Origin of the sequence: Pseudomonas sp. 2957, assembly GCF_031456345.1 — a bacterium.
Classification (GTDB): Bacteria; Pseudomonadota; Gammaproteobacteria; order Pseudomonadales; family Pseudomonadaceae; genus Aquipseudomonas; species Aquipseudomonas siliginis.
Window position 1 is genome coordinate 147,488 of sequence record NZ_JAVDUL010000004.1, and the last position, 23,060, is coordinate 170,547.

Sequence of the window (23,060 nt, forward strand, 5' to 3'; positions counted from 1 at the left end):
TTACTCCTCGTCACTAAGATAAAATGCTGCGGTGGGTTCAACTTCGCGCAACGATCCTGGCGTTGTCCATTGGCCTTCGTTATCCGTCCCCGATGTTTTAAGTAATACGCGGGAGTTATTTGGGGGGCGTTCACCACTTTTCAGCCAGGAATAGCGCAAAAGATCATCGGCGTAGTGCGCCCAATCATCGCGGCTCGACATCAGTCGATCATTTACCAGTTTGGCGTTTTTCTTACCCACCAAATCTGCCGCGCGCAGGGTGATATTAGTGATCATCAGATCTGTGCTGGGCAAAGCCGGATCAAAATTTTGGGCTTGAACTTCACGAGCCATGTTTTGCCCACCCAGGCGCTGCATGGCAGCAAAGGCACCAAGTAAGCCTCTATCCAAAGCTCGTGACGAAAAAGGTGTGACGCTGATGGCCTCAACGTATCGATAAAGCGCCGCATGGTAAGCTCGGAAATGTTCGTAGTGAGAAAGATCACGCGTACCAAGCCAGTTGTACATCGTGATCACCAAACCAGGATGCTTTCGGCCCACCCGACTGGTAGCTTGGATATATTCTGAGGTACTTTTAGGTTGGCCTGTAACAACCATCAAGCCGAGTCGATCGATATCCACGCCTACGGAAATCATGTTGGTGGCTAGCAGAACATCGACGGGGTACTGCTTGTCTTTTTCGCGCGGGAATTTGTTATCAAGCCTTTTTAACAAGCCGGGAATTCGCCAAGAATCGAGTCGACTGGTCAGCTCGTCTGGGTCATTGATATAACGCTGAGGAAAGCCTCTTTGGTGAGCTAAATAACGAAGACGTTTTTTTATGTCGTCTTCAACCAGTCGGCGTGCACCACCTAGTGCGCGAAGGCTATTGAAATAGCCGACAACCGTAGCGTAGGGATCTGCCGCTTCATGGTCACGGGTGATTTCCGCCTCACCGGCCGCCAGCAGCGCTGCATATACGCGAACGAGCAAGGTTTTGGTACTGGAGCCTGGCGCGTTCAAACCCACATACAATCGACCGGCAGTCTTATCGTCGTCCTCTTTGATTTCCTGCTCTTTGGCAAAGAAGGAATCTTTGGATGACAAACCACTCGCCGGGAAGATAGCCAGATCGCGGTTATAGAGTTGGCGAATTTGCTCGCGAGCGCGGCGTATTGTGGCAGTGGAAGCAATGATCTTTGCCGGAACTGAGACCCCTGTTTCGGTTTCAATGCGTGTTAAAAAATCAACGGCTGTTTCATATAGGCCGACCATGGTACCGAGTGGGCCAGAAATCAGATGTAGTTCGTCCTGAATGATCAATTCTGGCGGCACTAATCGGCGTGCCGGGTGATCGTCTTTTACCACTCGTTGATTGGGTTTTTCGCCGTGAGCTGGCGTCAGGTGCCCGTAGGTTGGGCTGTATCTATCTCGCAATCCGAACAGTGCCTGCGTTTCACCCTTGAATGGCATGCGGGCAAATTTGTCCACCGTGGCGATAACCAATGATGGACATTCGCGATAAATTTCATCATCGACCACTACTACCGGTAGACCTTGGTCGTTAGAACGGCGGGCACAAAATTCACATTTTGGATTGGGGCAGCGAACGAGCGTTCTTAACCTGGCGTTATCGAAATCGTAAGTTTGGTTTTCTGGCTTGCCTTGTGGGGTTACCAATGAGGTGCCGCAACGGGGGCATGAAACTAACTGTACTGGACTACCGTCCCGTGGTTTCTTGCCTTCTTCCAAATCTTCCAGCGCCTTGCCAGATGCTTTGGCGTCATTGGGCGTGGTAGCTTTCCCGACCCATAGGCCAATTTTGAAAGGTTCGTAGCCCCACTTACCAGGGTCACTTTTGCGTACCAACTCACAGGCGCAGATCAACGCAGTCGCACGTTGAAATTGCTGCACCGTCAGCAGACGCAGTGTGTAACGCATGATAATGGTTACACCGGCGCTAGAATCAAGACCATTTACGTCGCCGCGTAAACGTCGATACGCCAATGTGAACGCTGCTAAGCCGAGATAGGCTTCCGTTTTACCGCCACCTGTTGGGAACCACAGCAAATCAACAAGTTTTCGATCTGATGCAATCTTTTCACCCGTTTTAGGCTTATTCACCATGCTCGCAATATTGAGCAAAATAAAGCCCATTTGAAATGGTCGCCACGTACGGTTGTTTGGCATATCAAAGTCAGTAGGCGCTCCGACAATTTGCCCTTTGTCTCGATTTCTGCCTGCCCAAATGGCGTGAATGCGCTGATCCCACATAACGTAGTTGGCAAACAAAAATGCTTCAAAGGCCTTCGATTCATTTTTGATTAGTTCTAAACCTTCGCGCATTCTTCGAGCAGCGTCTTCGCACGCTTCTATGAGAACTTTTGCTGTATCCCGGTTCTCTGGTGTGGAAACAAAGGGCGCGTTTTTTGCGTCTTGTTTTCTATCTTTAATCCATTGGTCATACGCTGAGACCAGCGGTTCGATGGCGTTGAACACGTCGGTAGGGGAACTGCACCTGCTCAGTTGCCACATATCCAGATTCAGATCGGGAATATCTCCACTTTGAGCGATTAAGCTTGGCACTTCGGAGTTGGGGATAAAATCGGTAAACAGGACGCTGGCACGATCACGCGTAGCGTTCACCCCGTCCCAGCCAGCGGCTACTCCATGGCCAGTTGCAAATTCTTTCGCATCCCGATAGAGCATGTTGGCCGTAGTAATTTCTGGATCTTGTGAAATTTCCCTATCAAAATCCTTAGCTACAAATATGGGGTTTTTTTCAGCTGAAAACAGTTCTAGTTTAGGCTGCATCAACCATTGCTGATCTTTTGCCCTATCGGAATCGTCACCTTTTGGTCGCCTGTTAACTAGGAACAGACTAATTGCTTTGGCCCCATCGATATGGTGGACGACTCCTTCGAGGAATACTTGAGCGTCTCCATCGCCATTCTCCCCAGGCCCTCGGAAACCTTCCGGTGTAATAATTATAGAGGCTGGAGCAATGGACTTAGATAGGGCGATTGGCTTGAGTTTGCCGATTGTGTCAACAGGGATGGTCTCTACTGAAACTGACCTCTGGTAACGCTTCCAATAGGTTCCACCTTCGGACTCATCCTTTTCGCGTCTGTAGTCGCCCCACGAAGCCCTGGCATTAATTGTTTGAGTATCTTGGGATATGAGGAATGAGAGCCCCATGGAGGAAGGGCTAAAGCCCCCAATGAGCGGTGGTTGAGGCTCGTATTCACCGCCTTCATCATCATCGTTCCCGGCAGCAATCTGGTCGTGCTCCAGTTCTGGAATCTCTGACTTCAAAGGTGCCAGCCGTCCAACAACATAACGAGTGGTTGGAAATTCAGTGATTACCTCATCCGTAGAGGAGGGGCCCATTAACTCACGCTCAAGCGCTTCGAGAATTCGTGAGCGCGACTCTCGTTTGCTGCTATCTGGCATGGACGTGTTCCTTCTGTTCGCGTTTTTGTGCTCCAGGACCTTTCCCTGTTCCGGGGTGGGCATCGTGAGCGCCACTTAATGACAAATACTTTTTCGGTACCGATTTTGGCTTTTCCGGTGATGGACAGTCAGTCCTTTTTTCAGGAATGAGCTTTAGCTTTCTACGAACTCGCTCCCCAAGAAGTTGACTCCGTATTTCCAATCCAAAAAGCTCCCCAATCGCCGGAGGGACCGCATTGCCGATCTGGATGTGAGCAGCACGTCGATCTCCTGCAAACATGTAGTCATCTGGGAAGGTTTGGATTCGGGCGAGTTCACGAACCGACAGCAATCTTCCTTGCCAGTGAAAAGGGCCTGTTGCAGGGCCAGGCTGAGCCTGAATCGTCCAGCTTGGCTTATCTTTGGCTAGCTTTAGAAGAAACGACCAAAACCGTGTTCGCCAACCAAACAGCGGTAATCCCCCCATCTTTTCTGTGTGCCACAGGTAGTTTTGCCCTTCGGGTATTGTTGGCAGTAGATCAGCCCATTTTCCTGAAGGTTTAACATCATCAGGCCAAATATCAACGTCCAGGTCGCCAATCGCATCCCACGATGTTAAATAGGGCAAGCCTTTACCCTGAGATTTTTCAGGATCGAAATGTGTGGGCGCTGGAGGATTGAAGTGCATACCATCCCTACTAGCAAGAATGAATACACGCTCCCTTGATTGAGGTACTCCATAATCAGCGGCATTCACTGTAATTACATGAGGTTTGTAGTTGGTTTTCTTTGCTCTATTGATATTGTTTAGTTCATTTATCAAAAGCTGTAAACCTTCATCCTTCTCTGAGAAGGCTATGCCTTTGACATTTTCAAGCAAAATAACTTCCGGTTGAGCTTCACGGACGATATCTAAATAGGCTTTTAACGTTCTAGCTCGTGGATCCGTCAGACGATCTGTATCCCCTGTTGCCCAATATCCGGACTTAGAGAAAGGTTGGCATGGCGGCCCGCCAGCGAGGAGGGTGAGTTCTCTAGGCTTAAGATTTGCTTGTTTTAGCAATTCGCTAGGTGTTAATGCGTGGATATCGCCAGGACAAGCTATTTTCCATTTTGGATGATTTAAGGTAAGCGTCTGTTGAGCAATTTCGTCGATTTCCACACATAATTTGTTGGTAAATCCGGCCGCGCTCAATCCAAGATCCAGCCCACCTGCTCCACTGAAGAGAGAAATCATTGTTTTCGTTGGTTTGCTACTCACACCTTATTCTCACTTTTTTGTATTCGAGCAACTCGCCCCCACAGAAACTGATAGATATGGGTGCGAGAGAGAGCTACCGATTACGCTGTGCGGTAAACCTAACAAGCCGCGCCGATCAAATTACAGAAGCTACGAGAAGCATCGCTGCAATCCAAGCGAAGGTGTGGCCCGGTGCTTCTAGAGCCCAGCAGCTTCTGGTACTACCCTTGAGTGACTTTGTACATTTTCCGAAGCATTTACCAATGTGTCTGGATCGCGGTATTTCCGATTCGTCTGTTGCTGAGCCAACCCTTTGAACGAAAGTCCTGACGCATATCTTCCCACTGAGGCTTGGCAACTCACCATCTGCTCGACCTTAAGCATGGTCGCCCTGGGCCGGATGACCCTGGTCTTTCCATTCGAGGGAATGACGATCATTGGGACATATTTATAGATCAATACATAGAAAAACCCCGGCACGAGGCCGGGGGTTTTCATTAGAGAGCGACAATAACCCGCCCACTCGCGACACTTAATGTGCCCATCGACACAGGATCAGAAGTCCAGGTTGGAAACCGCCAGTGCGTTGCTCTCGATGAAATCTCGGCGAGGTTCGACCGCATCACCCATCAGGGTGTTGAAGATCTGGTCTGCACCGATGGCGTCTTCGATGGTGACTTTCAGCATGCGCCGCACGCTTGGGTCCATGGTGGTTTCCCACAGCTGATCCGGGTTCATTTCGCCCAGACCTTTGTAGCGCTGGATGGTGTGGCGCTTGGTGCTTTCGGCCATCAGCCAGTCGAGGGCTTCCTTGAACTCGGTAACGGCTTTCTTGCGCTCGCCACGCTGGATGTACGCGCCTTCATCGAGCAGGGTGCTCAGTTGCGCGCCCAGGGTGACCACGGTTTTGTAGTCGTTGCTGCCGAAGAAGTCGCGGTTGAAGGTGACGTAGTTCGACAGACCGTGGGAGATCAGTTCGACCTCTGGCAGCCAGACGCCACGTTCGCGATCCTCACGCAGGCTGGCCTTGTAGACCAGACCCGACTTCTCGTTGGTACGCAGACGGACTTCATACTGCGCCAGCCACTCTTGCATCGCCGCGTGGTCGCCCAGGGTTTCCAGACTGACGGCCGGCAGATAGATGAAGTGCTCGGTCAGCTCCTGAGGGTACAGACGCGACAGACGCTTGAGGGTCTTCATCACCATGCGGAAGTCGTTCACCAGACGTTCCAGCGCTTCGCCGGAAATGCCCGGGGCTTCTTCGTTCAGGTGCAGGCTTGCATCTTCCAGGGCCGACTGCGTCATGTACTCTTCCATGGCGTCGTCGTCTTTGATGTATTGCTCTTGCTTGCCTTTTTTGACTTTGTACAGCGGTGGCTGGGCGATGTAGATGTAGCCACGCTCGATCAGCTCGGGCAACTGACGGAAGAAGAAGGTCAGCAGCAGGGTACGGATGTGCGAACCGTCGACGTCAGCATCGGTCATGATGATGATGTTGTGATAGCGCAGCTTGTCGATGTTGTACTCTTCGCGACCGATGCCACAGCCCAGCGCGGTGATCAGCGTGCCCACTTCCTGGGACGAGATCATCTTGTCGAAACGGGCTTTCTCGACGTTGAGGATCTTGCCCTTCAACGGCAGGATCGCCTGGGTCTTGCGGTTACGTCCCTGCTTCGCAGAACCGCCCGCGGAGTCACCCTCCACCAGGTACAGTTCGGACAGCGCCGGGTCTTTTTCCTGGCAGTCGGCGAGCTTGCCCGGCAGACCGGCGATGTCCAGCGCGCCTTTGCGGCGGGTCATCTCACGGGCCTTGCGCGCGGCTTCACGGGCACGGGCGGCGTCGATCATCTTGCCGACTACCAGCTTGGCTTCGTTCGGGTTCTCCAGAAGGAAGTCGGAGAAGTATTTGCCCATCTCCTGTTCCACTGCAGTCTTCACTTCGGAAGACACCAGCTTGTCTTTAGTCTGCGAGCTGAACTTCGGATCCGGCACTTTCACCGAGATGATCGCGGTCAGGCCTTCACGAGCGTCGTCACCGGTGGTGGCGACTTTGTGCTTCTTCGCCAGACCTTCCTGCTCGATGTAGTTGTTCAGGTTACGCGTCAGTGCCGAGCGGAAGCCCACCAGGTGAGTGCCGCCGTCGCGCTGCGGAATGTTGTTGGTGAAGCACAACAGGTTCTCGTTGAAGCTGTCGTTCCACTGCAGGGCGATTTCCACGCCGATGCCGTCTTCACGCTGGATGTTGAAGTGGAACACCTGATTGACCGCAGTCTTGTTGGTGTTCAGGTATTCAACGAACGCACGCAGGCCGCCTTCGTACTTGAACAGCTCTTCCTTGCCGCTGCGCTCGTCCTTGAGGACGATGCCGACACCGGAGTTGAGGAAGGACAGTTCACGAATGCGCTTGGCGAGGATGTCCCAGCTGAAGTGAATGTTCTTGAAGGTTTCGCTGGAAGCCTTGAAGTGGATCTGGGTACCGGTGGTTTCGCTGTCGCCAACGATGGCCATCGGTGCCTGAGGAACGCCGTGGACGTAGGTCTGTTCCCAGATCTTGCCACTGCGGCGAACGGTAAGGACCAGTTCTTCGGACAGCGCGTTCACCACCGACACACCTACGCCATGCAGACCGCCGGATACTTTGTAGGAGTTGTCGTCGAACTTACCGCCAGCGTGGAGGACGGTCATGATGACCTCTGCGGCGGAAACGCCTTCCTCTTTATGCACGTCTACCGGGATGCCACGACCGTTGTCTTTAACGGTGATGGATTCGTCCGGGTGAATGATGATGCTGATGTCGTCGCAATGGCCGGCGAGGGCTTCGTCGATCGAGTTGTCGACCACCTCGAACACCATGTGGTGCAGACCGCTGCCATCGTCGGTGTCACCAATGTACATACCGGGACGTTTGCGTACGGCATCCAGGCCTTTCAGCACTTTAATGCTCGTTGAGTCGTACGTATTTTCTTCGCTCAATGCCTTCACTCCCGATGGTCGTGGGTCTGGGTGATACGGCCCTGTTCCACGTGGAACAAAGCGACTGGCGTTTCCGTCTGCCAGCCTTCCCTCAGTAATTCGTGATCTACACAGGTGATAAACACCTGGCAGCGTAAGTCTTCCAGCAAGCGGCACAGCGCGCGGCGGTGGCTCTCGTCCAGCTCGGACGGCAAATCATCCACCAGATAAATACACTGTCCGCGACGGGCCTGGCTGACCAGGTGCCCTTGGGCAATCCGCAGTGCACACACCACCAACTTCTGCTGACCCCGGGACAAAATGTCCGCGGCATTGTGTGCGCCCAATCTGAGACGCAAATCAGCTCGTTGCGGTCCGGCCTGGGTGTGCCCCATCTGCTGGTCCCGTTGTACGGAAGCGGCGAGTACGGCGCTCAATTCGCGGTCCTTGTCCCAGCCTCGGTAATAGCTGAGCGTCAAACCCTCGAGCTCAACCAGTTCGCTCAAGGTCTGTTCGAAGACCGGTTTCAAGGCTGTGATGTAAGCGCGGCGGTATTCATCGATTTCAGCGCTGGCCTGGCACAGTTCCCTGTCCCAAACCGCTTGCGAAACGGCGTCAAGTGTACCATGCCGCAGCCAGGAGTTTCTCTGGCGCAGCGCCTTCTGCAAACGCTGCCAAGTGGCCATGAAACGCGGTTCGACGTGGAACACGCCCCAGTCGAGAAACTGCCGGCGAATCTTCGGTGCGCCTTCCAGCAGACGGAAGCTGTCCGGGTTGATCAACTGCAGCGGCAGGATCTCCGCCAGCTGCGCAGCGCTACGGGCGTTCTGGCCGTCGATGCGAATCTGGAACTCGCCCTGACGGTCGCGGGAAATCCCCAGCGCACTGTGTCCGCCTTCAGCCAGTTCAACCTGACCGAATACGGTACAGGCGAGCTGTTCGTACTGAATGACAGGCAACAGCCGCGTACTGCGAAACGAACGGGCAAGCCCCAGCAGATGAATGGCTTCCAGAACACTGGTTTTGCCGCTGCCGTTGGCGCCGTAAAGAATGTTGATGCGGGGGGAGGGGGAGAAGGTCACCGGGTGCAGATTGCGCACCGCGGTGACCGAAACACGACTTAACGACATTCAGGATCAGCTGATTACAGACGCATCGGCATGACAACGTAAGCCGAATCGTCATTGTCGGACTCTTGCACCAGCGCACTGCTGTTGGAGTCGGACAGGATCAGGCGAACCTGCTCGGTGGTCATCACGCCCAGCACGTCGAGCAGGTAGCTGACGTTGAAGCCGATCTCCAGCGAGCCGCCGTTGTATTCAACGCCCACTTCTTCTTCCGCTTCTTCCTGCTCCGGGTTGTTGGCCTGGATCTTCAACTGACCGCTGGCCAGTTGCAGACGGATGCCGCGGTACTTCTCGTTGGACAGAATCGCGGTACGGCTGAACGCTTCACGCAACGCCTGACGATCGCCGAGTACCAGCTTGTCACCACCTTTCGGCAGGACGCGCTCGTAATCCGGGAATTTACCGTCGACCAGTTTCGAGGTGAAAGTGAACTCGCCCGTGGTGGCGCGGATGTGGTGCTGGCCGAGGACGATGCTGACATTGCCATCCGGCTCGGTGAGCAGACGCGCCAGTTCGAGGATACCTTTGCGCGGCACGATCACCTGATGGCGATCCGGCTGACCGATATCGGCCTGCATCGAGCACATCGCCAGACGGTGTCCGTCGGTGGCCACGGCGCGGATCACACCAGCGGAAACTTCCAGCAGCATGCCGTTGAGATAGTAACGCACGTCCTGCTGGGCCATGGCGAAGCTGGTGCGTTCGATCAAGCGACGCAGTTTGCTCTGCTCCAGGCTGCACGTCAGCGAGCCCGGGCCTTCTTCAACAGTCGGGAAGTCGTTGGCCGGCAGGGTCGACAGGGTGAAGCGGCTACGACCGGCCTTTACCACCAGCTTCTGCTCGTCGACCTTGATGTCGATCAGCGCATCGTTGGGCAGGCTTTTGCAGATATCCATCAGCTTGCGCGCCGGCACGGTGATGGAACCGGTTTCGGCCGGCTCTTCGAGTTGCACACGACCGACCAGCTCGACTTCCAGGTCGGTACCGGTCAGCGACAGTTGCTGGCCTTCGACGACCAACAGCACGTTGGACAGTACCGGCAAGGTCTGTCGGCGCTCGACGACGCCTGCGACCAGTTGCAGGGGTTTCAACAGGGCTTCGCGTTGAATGGTGAAATGCATGGTCTAGTCCCTTGCCTTAATAAGCTGCGCTGGTGTTCATCAAGTGGTCAGTGTACGCAGCAGGTTCTTGTAGTCCTCGCGGATGTCCGCGTCGGATTCCTTAAGTTCGTTGATCTTGCGGCAGGCGTGCAGCACGGTGGTGTGGTCGCGGCCGCCAAACACATCGCCGATTTCCGGCAGGCTGTGGTTGGTCAGTTCCTTGGACAACGCCATGGCCACCTGACGCGGACGAGCCACCGAGCGCGAGCGGCGCTTGGACAGCAGGTCGGAAATCTTGATCTTGTAATACTCGGCGACGGTGCGCTGAATGTTATCCACAGAAACAAGTTTGTCCTGCAACGCCAGCAAGTCTTTGAGGGATTCGCGAATCAGCTCGATGGTGATGTCGCGGCCCATGAAGTGCGAGTGAGCGATCACACGTTTCAGCGCACCTTCCAGCTCACGGACGTTAGAGCGAATGCGCTGAGCAATGAAGAATGCGGCGTCGTGTGGCAGATCGACTTTGGCCTGATCGGCCTTCTTCATCAGGATCGCCACGCGGGTTTCCAGCTCAGGCGGCTCGACCGCAACGGTCAGTCCCCAGCCGAAACGGGACTTGAGACGTTCTTCAAGGCCTTCGATTTCCTTCGGGTAGCGGTCACTGGTGAGAATGACCTGCTGACCACCTTCAAGCAGCGCGTTGAAGGTGTGGAAAAACTCTTCCTGGGAACGCTCCTTGCGGGCGAAGAACTGAATATCGTCGATCAGCAAGGCATCCACCGAACGGTAGAAACGCTTGAATTCGTTGATGGCGTTCAGTTGCAACGCCTTGACCATGTCGGCCACGAAGCGCTCGGAATGCAGGTACACGACCTTGGCATTCGGATTCTTCTTTAATAGATGGTTGCCCACCGCGTGCATCAAGTGGGTTTTACCCAGGCCGACACCACCATAAAGGAACAGCGGGTTGTAACCGTGCTTGGGATTGTCCGCCACCTGCCAGGCCGCCGCACGGGCGAGCTGGTTGGATTTACCTTCAACGAAGTTTTCGAAGGTGAACGTGCGATTCAGGTAACTGGTGTGCTTGAGCGCACCTTCTACCTGCACGGTGCGCTGCTCCGCGCGAACCGGGGCCTGCTGCGAAGCGGCGCCGGCCATCGGGTCGAAGCTGTCGCGGGAAGGTTCTTCGCTGACTTCAGCGGCCTTCTGTGTGGAACGTTTGGCCGGAGCAGGGGCTGGCGTCGGTGCCGGATTGCTCGCTGGCACATTATTGGCCTGCGCCTGAGCAACTTGCGCGGCCGCCAGCGGCGCATTGGGTGCGGCACGAGGTGCCGAGCTGCGCTTGCTGCCTATTAACAAGGACAGCGCCGGTGTCGAGCCATTGCCGTGCTCATCCAGCAGTTCAAGAACGCGGCCCAGGTACTTTTCGTTGACCCAGTCCAACACGAAACGATTCGGTGCGTAGACGCGCAACTCGTCGCCTTCGGCTTCGACCTGTAGTGGACGGATCCAGGTGTTGAATTGTTGGGCAGGCAGCTCTTCGCGCAAAAGCTCCACGCACTGCTGCCAAAGTTCCACTGACACGGATATCCCCTAAGTTGAAAGCCGGTGAGGCAAAAACAAGCGGCCATTGTAGCGGCGAGCGGTTCACTTATCCACATGCAGGTAGGTCCATCGCCATCATTTATCAATGCGTTAACGCATTAAAAGGCGACCAACGGCACATGAATAAGCCCTGTGGATAAACGCCTCTGAGGGCACTGGACAACTGGGGGTTAAACCCGGTGGATAACCAGCCTGTGGATAACAAGCCCTTTCACACACAGCTTTTCCGATAGCGCAGCACAGGCTGAACACGGTTTTCCACTGTAGTTGTCATTCTCTGTACACCCCGAAGAATAAGGCCCCATGGCAGTTATCCACAGAAGATGGCGTGTCTAGCTTTTACAAGCTTTACAGAAAAGCTTTAAATAATTCCCTTCTTTATTTCTATATCTAGCTGACAGGCTTTCGAGCTCAAACCCTGCCCTGATCTATTTATAAGGAAACGCTGGTTGGAAATTGACCTGAAGGCTTGCTTTCTCTAGAATCCCCGGTCTCTTAAAACGGGGGCCATTCCGGCCCGTTGTGGACGAACCAGGTAACACGACATGAAACGTACTTTCCAACCAAGCACTATCAAACGCGCTCGTACCCACGGTTTCCGTGCTCGCATGGCTACCAAGAACGGCCGCGCAGTCCTGTCGCGTCGTCGCGCCAAAGGTCGTGCGCGTCTGGCAGTTTGATAATCCGGTACTGGAGGTGAGTCAGGACTTCAGTCGGGAAAAGCGTCTGCTTACCCCCCGGCATTTCAAGGCAGTCTTTGACTCCCCTACCGGCAAGGTTCCGTGGAAAAATCTCCTGCTCCTTGCACGCAACAACGATCTTGATCACCCCCGTCTCGGGCTGGTTATCGGGAAAAAGAGCGTAAAGCTCTCCGTTGAGCGCAATCGCCTCAAACGTCTGATGCGCGAATCGTTCCGTCTGCACCAGGATTCACTGGTCGGCTGGGACATCGTTATCGTCGCGCGCAAAGGTTTGGGTGATGTAGAAAACCCCGAATTGATTCAGCATTTCGGCAAACTCTGGAAGCGTCTGGCACGCAACAAGCCCGTTCCGGCAGTCAAAACCGAAACTGTAGGGGTAGACAGTACCGATGCGTAAACTGGCCCTCGTTCCGATCCAGTTTTATCGCTATGCCATTAGTCCTTTAATGGCCAGCCACTGTCGCTTCTACCCCAGTTGTTCCTGCTACGCGTATGAAGCCATTGAAAATCATGGCCTTCTGCGCGGTGGCTGGCTGACCTTTCGTCGTTTAGGTCGCTGTCATCCGTGGAATCCCGGTGGTTATGACCCGGTTCCACCTGTCCCTACCTCCCGTTCTTCTTCGATGGCCGAGTAATCATGGATATCAAACGCACGATCCTGATCGTCGCCCTGGCAATCGTGTCCTACGTCATGGTTCTTAAATGGAACCAGGATTATGGCCAGGCTGCCCTGCCGACTCAGAATGTTGCTTCCAGTACGACTACATCCGGTTTGCCGGACACCGCCACTGGCACAAATGCTGCCAGTGACGATATTCCGCGCGCCGCCAGCGATACCAGCGCACCTGCCGAAACGCCGGTCGCCGCCAGCAAGGATCTGATTCAGGTCAAGACCGATGTGCTCGATCTGGCGATCGATCCACAGGGTGGCGACGTTGCGCAACTGACTCTGCCTTTGTATCCACGTCGTCAGGATCGTCCTGACGTTCCGTTCCAGCTGTTCGATAACGGCGGCGAACGTGTATATCTGGCGCAAAGCGGTCTGATCGGTACCAACGGCCCGGATGCAAACCCGGCCGGTCGTCCGGTTTATTCCTCGGAGAAGAAGGTTTACCAACTGGCTGACGGTCAGGATCAACTCGTCGTTGACCTGAAATTCAGCAAGGACGGCGTCAACTACATCAAGCGTTTCACCATGAAACGTGGCCTGTACGACGTCGCTGTCTCCTACATTGTGGATAACCAGAGCGCTCAGCCCTGGAACGGCGCAATGTTTGCCCAGTTGAAGCGCGACGCCAGCGCTGATCCTTCGTCGACCACGGCTACTGGCACCGCGACTTACCTGGGCGCCGCCCTGTGGACAAGTTCCGAGCCGTACAAGAAAGTGTCGATGAAGGACATGGACAAGGCGCAGCTCAAGGAAACCGTCACCGGTGGTTGGGTAGCCTGGCTGCAGCACTACTTCGTGACCGCGTGGATTCCGGCCAAGGGCGAGAACAATATCGTCCAGACCCGTAAAGACAGCAAAGGCAACTACATCATCGGTTACACCGGTCCGACTCTGACCGCTGCTCCAGGTGCAAAAGTTGAAACCAGCGCTGTGCTGTACGCAGGTCCGAAAAGCCAGGCTGTGTTGAAAGAGTTGTCCCCAGGTCTGGAACTGACCGTCGACTACGGCATTCTGTGGTTCATTGCCCAGCCGATCTTCTGGCTGCTGCAACATATCCACGCCATTGTCGGTAACTGGGGCTGGTCGATCATCTTCCTGACCATGCTGATCAAAGGGATCTTCTTCCCGCTGTCGGCCGCCAGCTACAAATCGATGGCGCGCATGCGTGCCGTGGCTCCGAAACTGGCTGCGCTGAAAGAGCAACATGGCGATGACCGGCAGAAAATGTCGCAGGCCATGATGGAGCTGTACAAGAAAGAGAAGATCAATCCACTGGGCGGCTGCTTGCCGATCCTCGTGCAGATGCCGGTCTTCCTGTCGCTGTACTGGGTTCTGCTGGAAAGCGTGGAAATGCGCCAGGCGCCGTTCATGCTGTGGATCACTGACCTGTCGATCAAGGATCCGTTCTTCATTCTGCCGATCATCATGGGCGCAACCATGTTCATCCAGCAGCAGCTGAACCCGACGCCTCCGGATCCGATGCAGGCGAAGGTCATGAAAATGATGCCAATCATCTTCACCTTCTTCTTCCTGTGGTTCCCGGCGGGCCTGGTACTGTACTGGGTTGTGAACAACTGCCTGTCGATTGCACAACAGTGGTACATCACGCGTAAGATCGAAGCGGCGACGAAAAAAGCCGAGGCGTAACTTGCACTGTGGATAACACCACTCAAAGCGCCCCCTAGTGGGGCGTTTTGCTATCTGCCACTTTTGTCTGGATGCCGCTTTATGAGCACACCCCGTGAAACCATCGCCGCTGTCGCCACCGCTCAAGGGCGCGGCGGTGTGGGCATCGTCCGTATTTCCGGGCCGTTGGCCAGCGTTGCGGCAATAGCCATCAGCGGCCGAGAACTGAAACCACGTTACGCTCATTACGGGCCGTTTTTCAGTGACGACCAGCAGGTGCTGGACGAAGGTCTGGCTTTGTATTTTCCGGGTCCGAACTCGTTTACCGGCGAAGACGTCTTGGAATTGCAGGGCCATGGCGGCCCGATCGTTCTGGACATGTTGCTCAAGCGTTGTCTGGAACTGGGCTGCCGTCTGGCCCGTCCAGGTGAATTCAGCGAGCGCGCCTTCCTCAATGACAAACTCGATCTGGCCCAGGCCGAGGCAATCGCCGATTTGATCGAAGCCAGTTCTGCACAGGCTGCGCGCAATGCATTGCGTTCATTACAGGGTGCGTTTTCCCAGCGTGTGCATAACTTGACCGAGCAACTGATCGGTCTGCGTATCTACGTCGAAGCCGCCATCGACTTCCCGGAAGAGGAAATCGACTTTCTCGCCGACGGTCATGTATTGGGCATGCTCGATAAGGTACGCGATGAGTTATCCACAGTGCTGCGTGAAGCGGGGCAGGGCGCATTGTTGCGTGATGGTATGACCGTCGTCATCGCTGGGCGGCCGAATGCCGGAAAATCCAGCCTGTTGAATGCATTGGCCGGTCGCGAAGCCGCCATCGTCACCGAGATTGCCGGTACTACGCGGGATATCCTGCGCGAACATATCCACATCGACGGGATGCCGTTGCATGTGGTCGATACTGCAGGACTGCGTGACACCGATGATCATGTGGAAAAGATCGGTGTGGAACGGGCGTTGAAAGCCATTGGTGAAGCGGATCGGGTTTTGCTGGTGGTCGATGCGACCGCACCGGAGGCACTGGATCCTTTTGCCTTGTGGCCAGAATTCCTTGAGTCTCGACCGGATCCGGCGAAAGTCACCCTGATCCGTAACAAGTCCGATCTGACCGGTGAAGCGATTGCTCTGGAAACCAGTGACGACGGCCATGTGACCATCAGTCTCAGCGCCAAGTCCGCTGAAGGCCTCGACCTGCTGCGTGATCATCTAAAGGCGTGCATGGGTTACGAGCAGACCTCGGAGAGCAGCTTCAGCGCACGTCGCCGGCATCTGGAGGCACTGCGCCACGCCAGCGCGGCATTGGAACATGGCCGCGCGCAACTGACCCTGGCGGGCGCTGGGGAGTTGCTCGCTGAGGATTTGCGCCAGGCTCAACATTCCCTGGGTGAAATTACCGGGGCGTTCAGTTCTGATGATTTGCTCGGAAGGATTTTCTCCAGCTTCTGCATCGGCAAATAAAGAAAGGGGCTGTGGATAATTCATCCACGGCCCCTTTTTCCATTCACCAGTTATAGGAAACCGTACCGAGCAAAGTACGATCCTCGCCCCAGTAACAGCGACCTGCGTCGTTGCATCCCGAAACGTATTCCTTATCGAACAGGTTCTTCGCGTTCAAATCGACACTCCAGTGTGTATCGATCTGATATCCAACAGCCGCGTCGACCAATGTCACGTCGCCGGCATCCAGTTTTCCGTAGAGAGAAGGCGAAGTGTAGGCAAACGCACTGTCGAAATAACGCACGCCACCGGCCACATACAAGCCTTTCAAATCACCGTCGAGGAAGCGATATTTCGCCCAGGCCGACGCTTGATTACGCGGCACGCCGGTCATTTGGTGGCCCTTGACCAGCGACGTCGCCGAATCCTTGGTAATTTTTGCGTCGGTGTAGGTATAAGCCGCCGTGACATTGAGGTTCTGCGTCAAATTACTGTTGAGTTCCAGCTCCACCCCTTTGGCGCGGCTTTCGCCCACCTGGCGATAGGTTGACGTCGTTGCGTCGAAATAGGTGTCGTCCTTTTTGCGCAGGTCATACACCGAAGCGGTGAAAGCGGTGTCCCAGCCCATCGGTTCGTACTTCAAACCCACTTCGTACTGGCTGCTGGTGATCGGATCAAGCGGTGCGCCGGCATTGGAAATCTGCTGTACCGGCACGAACGCTGTTGAATAGCTGACATACGGCGTCATGCCGTTGTCGAACTGATACATCACGCCGCCCTGATAGGTGAACTTCTTGTCCTCGGAGCTGATGTTGCTGCCTCGCGCCACCTTGTCGCGGAAGTCACTGTCGACCCAGTCCTGGCGCCCGCCCAGCAGGAACAGCCAGTGGTCGTACTTGCTCTGAATCTGTGCATAAACACCCTTCATCTGCTGCTCGAGCAAAGTGTTCTGCACGGCAATTGGCGTGGTCGGATCGCGCAGGTAAACCGGGTTATACACATCGATCGGCCCGACAACGCCGGCATTCCAGTCCTGGTTGAACGAGGTGCGATCGTAGCTGACGCCAAACAGCACGGTGTTTTCCAGCTCGCCCGCCTCGAACTTGCCTTCGAGCTGGTTATCCAGCGAATACACCATGGATTTGTTGAAGCGATCGTAAGCGGTCACGTTCAACCGCGTGCCGAAACCGGCGTTGTTCAGATTGCCCGGCCAGGTTTCGTGGCGGGTGATGCGCGACTGCATGTAACGCGAGTTCTGGCGGAACTGCCAGTCATCGTTGAACGAGTGGCTGAACTCGTAACCGCTGCTCCAGGTTTCCCGTTCGAAGGTATTCCAGTCCGGATCGCCGAGCATCGTGTCTTTGGATAACCGGCCGTTGGGATTGCTCAGCAACGTACCGGCGGCCGGCAGGCCAAGCTCCATGTTGGTGTGGTCTTTCTGGTAGTTGGCCAACAGCGTCAGCGTATTGAAATCGTCGAAATTCAGGGTCAGCGAAGGGGCGACATAAATCCGGTCGTCAGGAACGTGCTCGGTCTGGGTATCGGATTTGCGCCCCAGCATCACCACGCGTCCGAGAACGTTGCCGCTGTCATTGAGCGGGCCGGAGACATCTACGCCGATTTGCCGGCGATTGTTCGAGCCATAGCCCAATTGCACTTCGCCCTGAGGCGCGGCGGTCGGGCGTTTACTGACCAGATTGACCAGACCGCCCGGCGCATTTTCGCCATACAGCAGCGACGACGGGCCACGGAATACCTCGACCCGTTCAAGTCCGTACGGCTCGGTGCTGGTGTCATAGCGATTGCCCTGCACGCGCAGTCCATCGCGCAGCAGACCGTAGCCGTAATCGGTGGCGTTGAAACCACGGATATAAAACAGGTCTCCAGCCAGGCTGTCACCGGCGGCGAACGGTGGGGCGAAGATTCCCGGCACGTAGCCGAGGACGTCGGTGAGAGTCTGGGATTTCTGATCCTTGATCCGCTGACCGGTTACCACTGACACCGAACGCGGTGTTTGCGACAGCGGCGTACTGGTTTTCGTACCGATCCGGCTGTTTTGCGCCTTGTAGCCGACGTCGGCGGCGTAATCCAGATGCATTGGATTGCCCAACTGCGCATTGATGTTGGTCGGCGCCAGTTCCAGGGCGTCACCGTTAGGCACGTTCTGCAGAATGTAACTGCCAGGAGCTTGTGGCACTGCCTGTAAACCCGAGCCTTGCAGCAATCGGGCAAAACCCTGGTCGACGCTGAAATCGCCGTTCAACCCGGCACTGTGCAAGCGGCTGGTCTGCTGCGGCGAGAACGACAGAATCACATTGGCGGCAGAGGCGAACTGGCTCAAGGCACTATCCAGCGGGCCGGCGGCAATGGCGTAACGCTGGGATACCGACGCCGCGAAGGCGCTGTTGCTGATCACCAGACAAGACGCAGCGCTGGCCATCAATAAGCTGCATGCAATGCAATGTGGAGAAAAGCGCTGACGGAACGTGGGAAGACGCATGTGTGGATTAGCCCTGAAGGTGGCGAAGAGCCGCGTTTATCGCGATTACCTGTAGGGCCGGGTCAGGGCGAAAAAAGATAACCCTGCTTGAAATTATTTTTCCCCAGGCATTTTTTGATCAAGCGCTATGGCTGATCGAGACCCAGTAACGGCTGAAATAACGCACGTTGATTGGCAACGAGGCCTGAAGGTTGGCCAGCACTGCGTCGGTCGAATCGAGCCGGAAAGTCCCGGAGACCCGCAGATCCCGGGCGCGGCGATCACAATGCAATACACCACTGCGATAGCGTCCCAACTCCGCGATTACGTCGCCCAGGCGCGCGTCGATAACGTTTAACTGGCCGTTGATCCAGCCGACGTCTGATGGTTGGAAGGGATGACTGAGGCCGATATGTCGACTATCGAAATCCGCGCCTTCGCCTGCTTTCAGAATGAGCGCAGCAGTGGATGACTGCGCGGGTTGAGCGCTGACTCGATCCTCCAGCACGCCGACCCGGGTTGAGTCCGGCATCTGATGCACCGAGAACCGGGTGCCCAAAGCTTGAATCCGCCCGTCGCGGGTTTGCACATAAAACGGCCGCTGATCGCCAAGCTTGCCGGTTTGGATGAGGATTTCACCGGCACGCAGTTGAATCAGGCGTTGCGCTGCGTCGAAAGAAACATCAATGGCCGAGTCGGTGTTGAGCTGGATTTGGCTGCCATCGGCCAGGCTGATGGTGCGACGCTGGCCCACACCGGTTTTATAGTCGGCCCAGACGTTGCCCAGGGATGTGTGTCGTTGAACGTTCCAGCCAACGAAACCTGTTCCCGCTGCAAGCAACAGCAGTTTGAGTGCCTGGCGTCTTTGTTGGCCGCTATTGAGCGCACGTCGTTTCAGATCCTGCGGCAGCGTACCTAGGTGGCGCTGCAATTGTTCCATCTGGTTCCACGCCGCCAGATGCGCTGGATCGCTGTCTATCCACAGCTGCCAGGCCTTTTGTTCGGCAAGGCTCGGTGGCTGGGATTGAAACTGCACGTACCAGCTGGCGGCAGTTTCCAATACCTGACGGTTTGCAGCGGCGGCCATCATGGCTGCGCCATGACCAGGGCGCACTCAGTCAGGGCGCGGATCATGTGTTTTTTTACTGTGGTCAGCGAGACTCTCAATTGCACGGCGATCTGTTGATAAGTCAGTCCGTCGACTTGCGAAAGCATGTAGATCTGCCGTGTTCGCGGACCCAGCCCGGTCAATGCTTTATCCACAGCGATCAGGGTTTCAATGATCAGCGCCCTGTCTTCTTCGCTAATGACTGACGCTTCCGGCCGAGCTGCGAGGGCCTGCAGATAAGCGCTTTCAATCGCCCTGCGTCTATAACGATCGATGACCAGGCCGCGCGCAATAGTCGTCAGGTAATCCCTCGGCTCACGAATATGAGCTGCATTGCGCGCCGCCAGAACTCGCAAAAACGTGTCATGCGCCACATCGGCTGCATCGCAGGCGTTGTGCAGTTTGCCATTGAGCCAACCATACAGCCACGAATGATGTTGCTCGTAGATTTGCTCGATCGCAGCGGTGTGGGCGGGTAGGGGCATGGGAGAAACTGACGTGTTAATGATAATGGCTATTATTAGCTTCTGTTACGTCCTCTCACAATAGCCATTTCCTGCAATTGGCTTGCCGAGCGTCACCAATCCCTCGCTGACGCTTTTTTTGCGTCCGGAAAAAGACATGTCGGCGATTTTCTGTGGATTAAGCCCTGTGAATAACTGCTCCTGAGGTCAGTTGATAAAGGGGGTTGAAAACTGGATATAACCCGCTCTGTGGATAACCATCCCTTTCATCCACAGGCTTACACCGGTTATCCAAGGGCCTCATTGCCACATGAGCACAGAGTTTTGAACATCTGTACACACTGTAAAACATGGCCTGTAGCGATCTATCCACAGAAATGGTGCTCAGTAAGAATAAACATAAAAACAAAGGTTTTATAAATTTCTCTCTTTTTTATTCTTTTAACCTCGAGTTCTCCACAGCTGGTTAAATTTTGTGCAAAGGGTTCTTTAGAAAGGGCGAAGTCCCTATACTTGCCGACCAGGTCCAGAAACCTGGTTTCAATATTTCCTGAATGACCTACTTAAGCAGGCACGAGGTGCGTGGTGGATTTCCCTTCCCGTTTTGAAGTGATCGTCATCGGCGGCGGTCATGCCGGTACCGAGGCAGCACTGGCGTCAGCACGCATGGGGGCAAAAACCCTGTTGCTGACGCATAACGTGGAAACCCTCGGCGCCATGAGTTGCAACCCGGCCATCGGTGGCATCGGCAAAAGCCATCTGGTCAAGGAAATCGATGCCCTCGGCGGCGCGATGGCCATGGCTACCGACAAGGGCGGCATCCAGTTTCGTGTGTTGAACAGCCGCAAAGGCCCGGCAGTACGGGCGACCCGTGCGCAAGCCGACCGGATTCTCTATAAGGCCGCTGTCCGCGAAATCCTGGAAAACCAGCCAAACCTGTGGATATTTCAACAGGCTGCTGACGACCTGATTGTCGAGCAGGAGCAAGTCCGCGGTGTCGTCACACAGATGGGTCTGCGTTTCTTCGCCGATTCCGTGGTGTTGACCACCGGTACATTCCTCGGTGGACTTATCCACATTGGTTTGCAGAATTTCTCTGGCGGTCGCGCCGGTGATCCACCGTCGATTGCTCTGGCCCTCCGTCTGCGTGAGTTGCCATTGCGTGTCGGGCGCCTGAAAACCGGTACACCGCCGCGTATTGATGGCAAATCTGTGGATTTCTCGGTGATGACCGAGCAGCCGGGTGACACTCCGATCCCGGTGATGTCGTTCATGGGCAGCAAGGAGCAGCATCCGCGCCAGGTCAGTTGCTGGATTACCCATACCAACGCGCGTACCCACGAAATCATCGCGGCAAACCTTGATCGTTCGCCCATGTATTCCGCTGCCGGGGAGATCGAAGGCGTCGGCCCGCGTTATTGCCCGTCGATCGAAGACAAGATTCATCGCTTTGCCGACAAGGAAAGCCATCAGGTGTTCATCGAACCGGAAGGTCTGACCACCCATGAGCTGTATCCGAACGGGATATCCACAAGCCTGCCGTTCGACGTGCAATTGCAGATCGTGCAGTCGATCCGCGGCATGGAAAACGCACACATCGTGCGTCCGGGTTATGCGATCGAGTACGACTACTTCGATCCGCGCGACCTGAAGTACAGCCTGGAAACCAAAGTCATCGGCGGTCTGTTCTTCGCCGGGCAGATCAACGGCACCACCGGTTACGAAGAAGCCGGCGCTCAAGGTCTGCTCGCCGGGGCCAACGCTGCACTGCGCGCGAAGGGCAAAGAGGCCTGGTGTCCGCGCCGCGATGAAGCGTACATCGGCGTTCTGGTCGACGACCTGATCACCCTCGGCACCCAAGAGCCGTACCGCATGTTCACGTCTCGAGCCGAGTACCGCCTGATTCTGCGCGAAGACAACGCCGACCTGCGTCTGACCGAAAAAGGTCGCGAACTCGGTCTGGTCGATGACGCGCGCTGGGCGGCCTTCTGCAAGAAACGCGAAAGCATCGAGCTTGAAGAACAGCGCCTGAAAAGCACCTGGGTACGGCCGAACACTCCGCAGGGCGATGCGATTGCCGAGAAATTCGGCACGCCGCTGACCCACGAATACAACCTGCTCAACCTGTTGAGCCGTCCGGAAATCGACTACGCCGGTCTGGTCGAAGTGACCGGGCAGGGCGCCGAAGATCCACAGGTCGCCGAGCAGGTTGAGATCAAGACCAAGTACGCCGGTTACATCGACCGCCAACAGGACGAAATCGCCCGTCTGCGCGCCAGCGAAGACACGAAATTGCCTGTGGATATCGATTACACCAACATCTCCGGTCTGTCCAAGGAGATCCAGAGCAAGCTCGGCGCCACACGTCCTGAAACGCTGGGCCAGGCTTCGCGGATCCCGGGCGTGACCCCGGCAGCGATTTCGCTGTTGATGATTCATTTGAAAAAACGCGGCGCGGGCCGTCAGTTGGAGCAAAGCGCTTGAGTGCCAAGGTCACTTCGCAGCACGCCGAAGAGTTATCCACAGGAGCCCGCGAGCTCGGTGTCAATCTCACAGAAACCCAGCATGAATTGCTGCTGGGTTATCTGGCCCTGTTGATCAAATGGAACCAGGCCTACAACCTGACCGCTGTGCGCGATCCGGACGAAATGGTTTCGCGGCACTTGCTCGATAGTCTCAGCGTGATGTCGTTCATCGAAAACGGTCGCTGGCTCGACGTTGGCAGTGGCGGTGGCATGCCTGGTATCCCGCTGGCGATCCTGTATCCGGACTCGCAGGTGACCTGTCTGGACAGCAACGGCAAGAAAACCCGCTTCCTGACTCAGGTCAAACTGGAGCTGAAGCTGGATAACCTGCAAGTTATCCACAGTCGCGTCGAAGCGTTCCAGCCTGCGCAACCATTCAACGGGATCATTTCCCGGGCCTTCAGCAGCATGGAAAACTTCACCAACTGGACTCGCCACTTGGGCGATGCCGATACACGCTGGCTGGCAATGAAGGGCGTTCATCCGGCCGATGAGCTGGTAGCATTGCCGGCAGATTTCAAACTCGATAGCGAACACGCCCTGGCCGTCCCCGGTTGCCAAGGCCAACGCCATCTGCTGATACTGCGCCGCACGGCATGATTG

16 protein-coding genes are annotated in these 23,060 nt (G+C 55.6%); 7 read left to right on the forward strand and 9 right to left on the reverse strand.

The annotated features are described in order from the left end of the window. The 6 genes from drmA to dnaA all read right to left on the reverse strand — a co-directional run bounded on the left by drmA (position 1) and on the right by dnaA (position 11,414). Positions 1–3,432, reverse strand: coding sequence for a DISARM system helicase DrmA (gene drmA, locus J2Y39_RS15335; protein WP_310218592.1), 3,432 nt, complete (start codon positions 3,430–3,432; stop codon positions 1–3). Next, positions 3,422–4,672 (reverse strand): DNA (cytosine-5-)-methyltransferase, encoded by a 1,251-nt coding sequence (locus tag J2Y39_RS15340; protein ID WP_248748343.1) that lies wholly within the window; start codon positions 4,670–4,672, stop codon positions 3,422–3,424. The genes drmA and J2Y39_RS15340 overlap by 11 nt, the downstream gene beginning before the upstream one ends. Before the next feature lie 534 nt (positions 4,673–5,206). Further along, positions 5,207–7,624 carry a DNA topoisomerase (ATP-hydrolyzing) subunit B gene (gyrB, locus tag J2Y39_RS15345; protein WP_024014948.1) on the reverse strand — a complete coding sequence of 806 codons (2,418 nt, stop codon included), beginning with the start codon at positions 7,622–7,624 and terminating at the stop codon, positions 5,207–5,209. 5 nt (positions 7,625–7,629) lie between these two features. After that, on the reverse strand, positions 7,630–8,733 hold the full coding sequence (recF, locus tag J2Y39_RS15350) for a DNA replication/repair protein RecF (RefSeq protein WP_056791117.1): 1,104 nt from the start codon (positions 8,731–8,733) through the stop codon (positions 7,630–7,632). A 14-nt stretch (positions 8,734–8,747) separates the two neighbouring features. After that, on the reverse strand, positions 8,748–9,851 hold the full coding sequence (gene dnaN / locus J2Y39_RS15355) for a DNA polymerase III subunit beta (protein ID WP_016772390.1): 1,104 nt from the start codon (positions 9,849–9,851) through the stop codon (positions 8,748–8,750). 39 nt (positions 9,852–9,890) lie between these two features. Next, positions 9,891–11,414 carry a chromosomal replication initiator protein DnaA gene (gene dnaA / locus J2Y39_RS15360; RefSeq protein WP_130903171.1) on the reverse strand — a complete coding sequence of 508 codons (1,524 nt, stop codon included), beginning with the start codon at positions 11,412–11,414 and terminating at the stop codon, positions 9,891–9,893. Positions 11,415–11,980: 566 nt separating this feature from the next. On the opposite strand from dnaA, the gene rpmH reads away from it, so the two are divergent. The 5 genes from rpmH to mnmE all read left to right on the forward strand — a co-directional run bounded on the left by rpmH (position 11,981) and on the right by mnmE (position 15,902). After that, positions 11,981–12,115, forward strand: coding sequence for a 50S ribosomal protein L34 (gene rpmH / locus J2Y39_RS15365; RefSeq protein ID WP_003213577.1), 135 nt, complete (start codon positions 11,981–11,983; stop codon positions 12,113–12,115). 16 nt (positions 12,116–12,131) lie between these two features. Continuing rightward, positions 12,132–12,533: a ribonuclease P protein component gene (gene rnpA, locus J2Y39_RS15370; RefSeq protein WP_310219046.1), complete on the forward strand. Its 402-nt coding sequence runs from the start codon at positions 12,132–12,134 to the stop codon at positions 12,531–12,533. Further along, on the forward strand, positions 12,526–12,771 hold the full coding sequence (gene yidD, locus J2Y39_RS15375; protein WP_027901580.1) for a membrane protein insertion efficiency factor YidD: 246 nt from the start codon (positions 12,526–12,528) through the stop codon (positions 12,769–12,771). Before rnpA ends, yidD begins: the two co-directional genes overlap by 8 nt. A 2-nt stretch (positions 12,772–12,773) precedes the next feature. Further along, entirely contained in the window at positions 12,774–14,453 is a 1,680-nt protein-coding gene (gene yidC / locus J2Y39_RS15380) for a membrane protein insertase YidC (RefSeq protein WP_041476523.1), read from the forward strand. A gap of 81 nt (positions 14,454–14,534) precedes the next feature. Beyond that, complete coding sequence (gene mnmE / locus J2Y39_RS15385) at positions 14,535–15,902, forward strand: tRNA uridine-5-carboxymethylaminomethyl(34) synthesis GTPase MnmE (RefSeq protein WP_252877171.1); 1,368 nt, start codon at positions 14,535–14,537, stop codon at positions 15,900–15,902. Positions 15,903–15,945: 43 nt separating this feature from the next. Here the strand turns inward: mnmE and J2Y39_RS15390 are convergent, their stop codons facing one another. The 3 genes from J2Y39_RS15390 to J2Y39_RS15400 all read right to left on the reverse strand — a co-directional run bounded on the left by J2Y39_RS15390 (position 15,946) and on the right by J2Y39_RS15400 (position 19,953). Continuing rightward, positions 15,946–18,381, reverse strand: a complete 2,436-nt coding sequence (locus tag J2Y39_RS15390) for a TonB-dependent siderophore receptor (protein ID WP_310218596.1) — start codon at positions 18,379–18,381, stop codon at positions 15,946–15,948. 118 nt (positions 18,382–18,499) lie between these two features. After that, positions 18,500–19,447 (reverse strand): FecR domain-containing protein, encoded by a 948-nt coding sequence (locus J2Y39_RS15395; protein WP_256807481.1) that lies wholly within the window; start codon positions 19,445–19,447, stop codon positions 18,500–18,502. Then, on the reverse strand, positions 19,447–19,953 hold the full coding sequence (locus J2Y39_RS15400) for a sigma-70 family RNA polymerase sigma factor (protein ID WP_310218598.1): 507 nt from the start codon (positions 19,951–19,953) through the stop codon (positions 19,447–19,449). The genes J2Y39_RS15395 and J2Y39_RS15400 overlap by 1 nt, the downstream gene beginning before the upstream one ends. Positions 19,954–20,517: 564 nt before the next feature. Here J2Y39_RS15400 and mnmG point away from each other — a divergent pair. Continuing rightward, a complete protein-coding gene (gene mnmG / locus J2Y39_RS15405; protein WP_310218600.1) occupies positions 20,518–22,416 on the forward strand; it encodes a tRNA uridine-5-carboxymethylaminomethyl(34) synthesis enzyme MnmG in 1,899 nt (632 codons plus the stop codon). Continuing rightward, positions 22,413–23,057, forward strand: a complete 645-nt coding sequence (gene rsmG, locus J2Y39_RS15410; RefSeq protein WP_016772399.1) for a 16S rRNA (guanine(527)-N(7))-methyltransferase RsmG — start codon at positions 22,413–22,415, stop codon at positions 23,055–23,057. The genes mnmG and rsmG overlap by 4 nt, the downstream gene beginning before the upstream one ends. Positions 23,058–23,060: the final 3 nt, after the last annotated feature.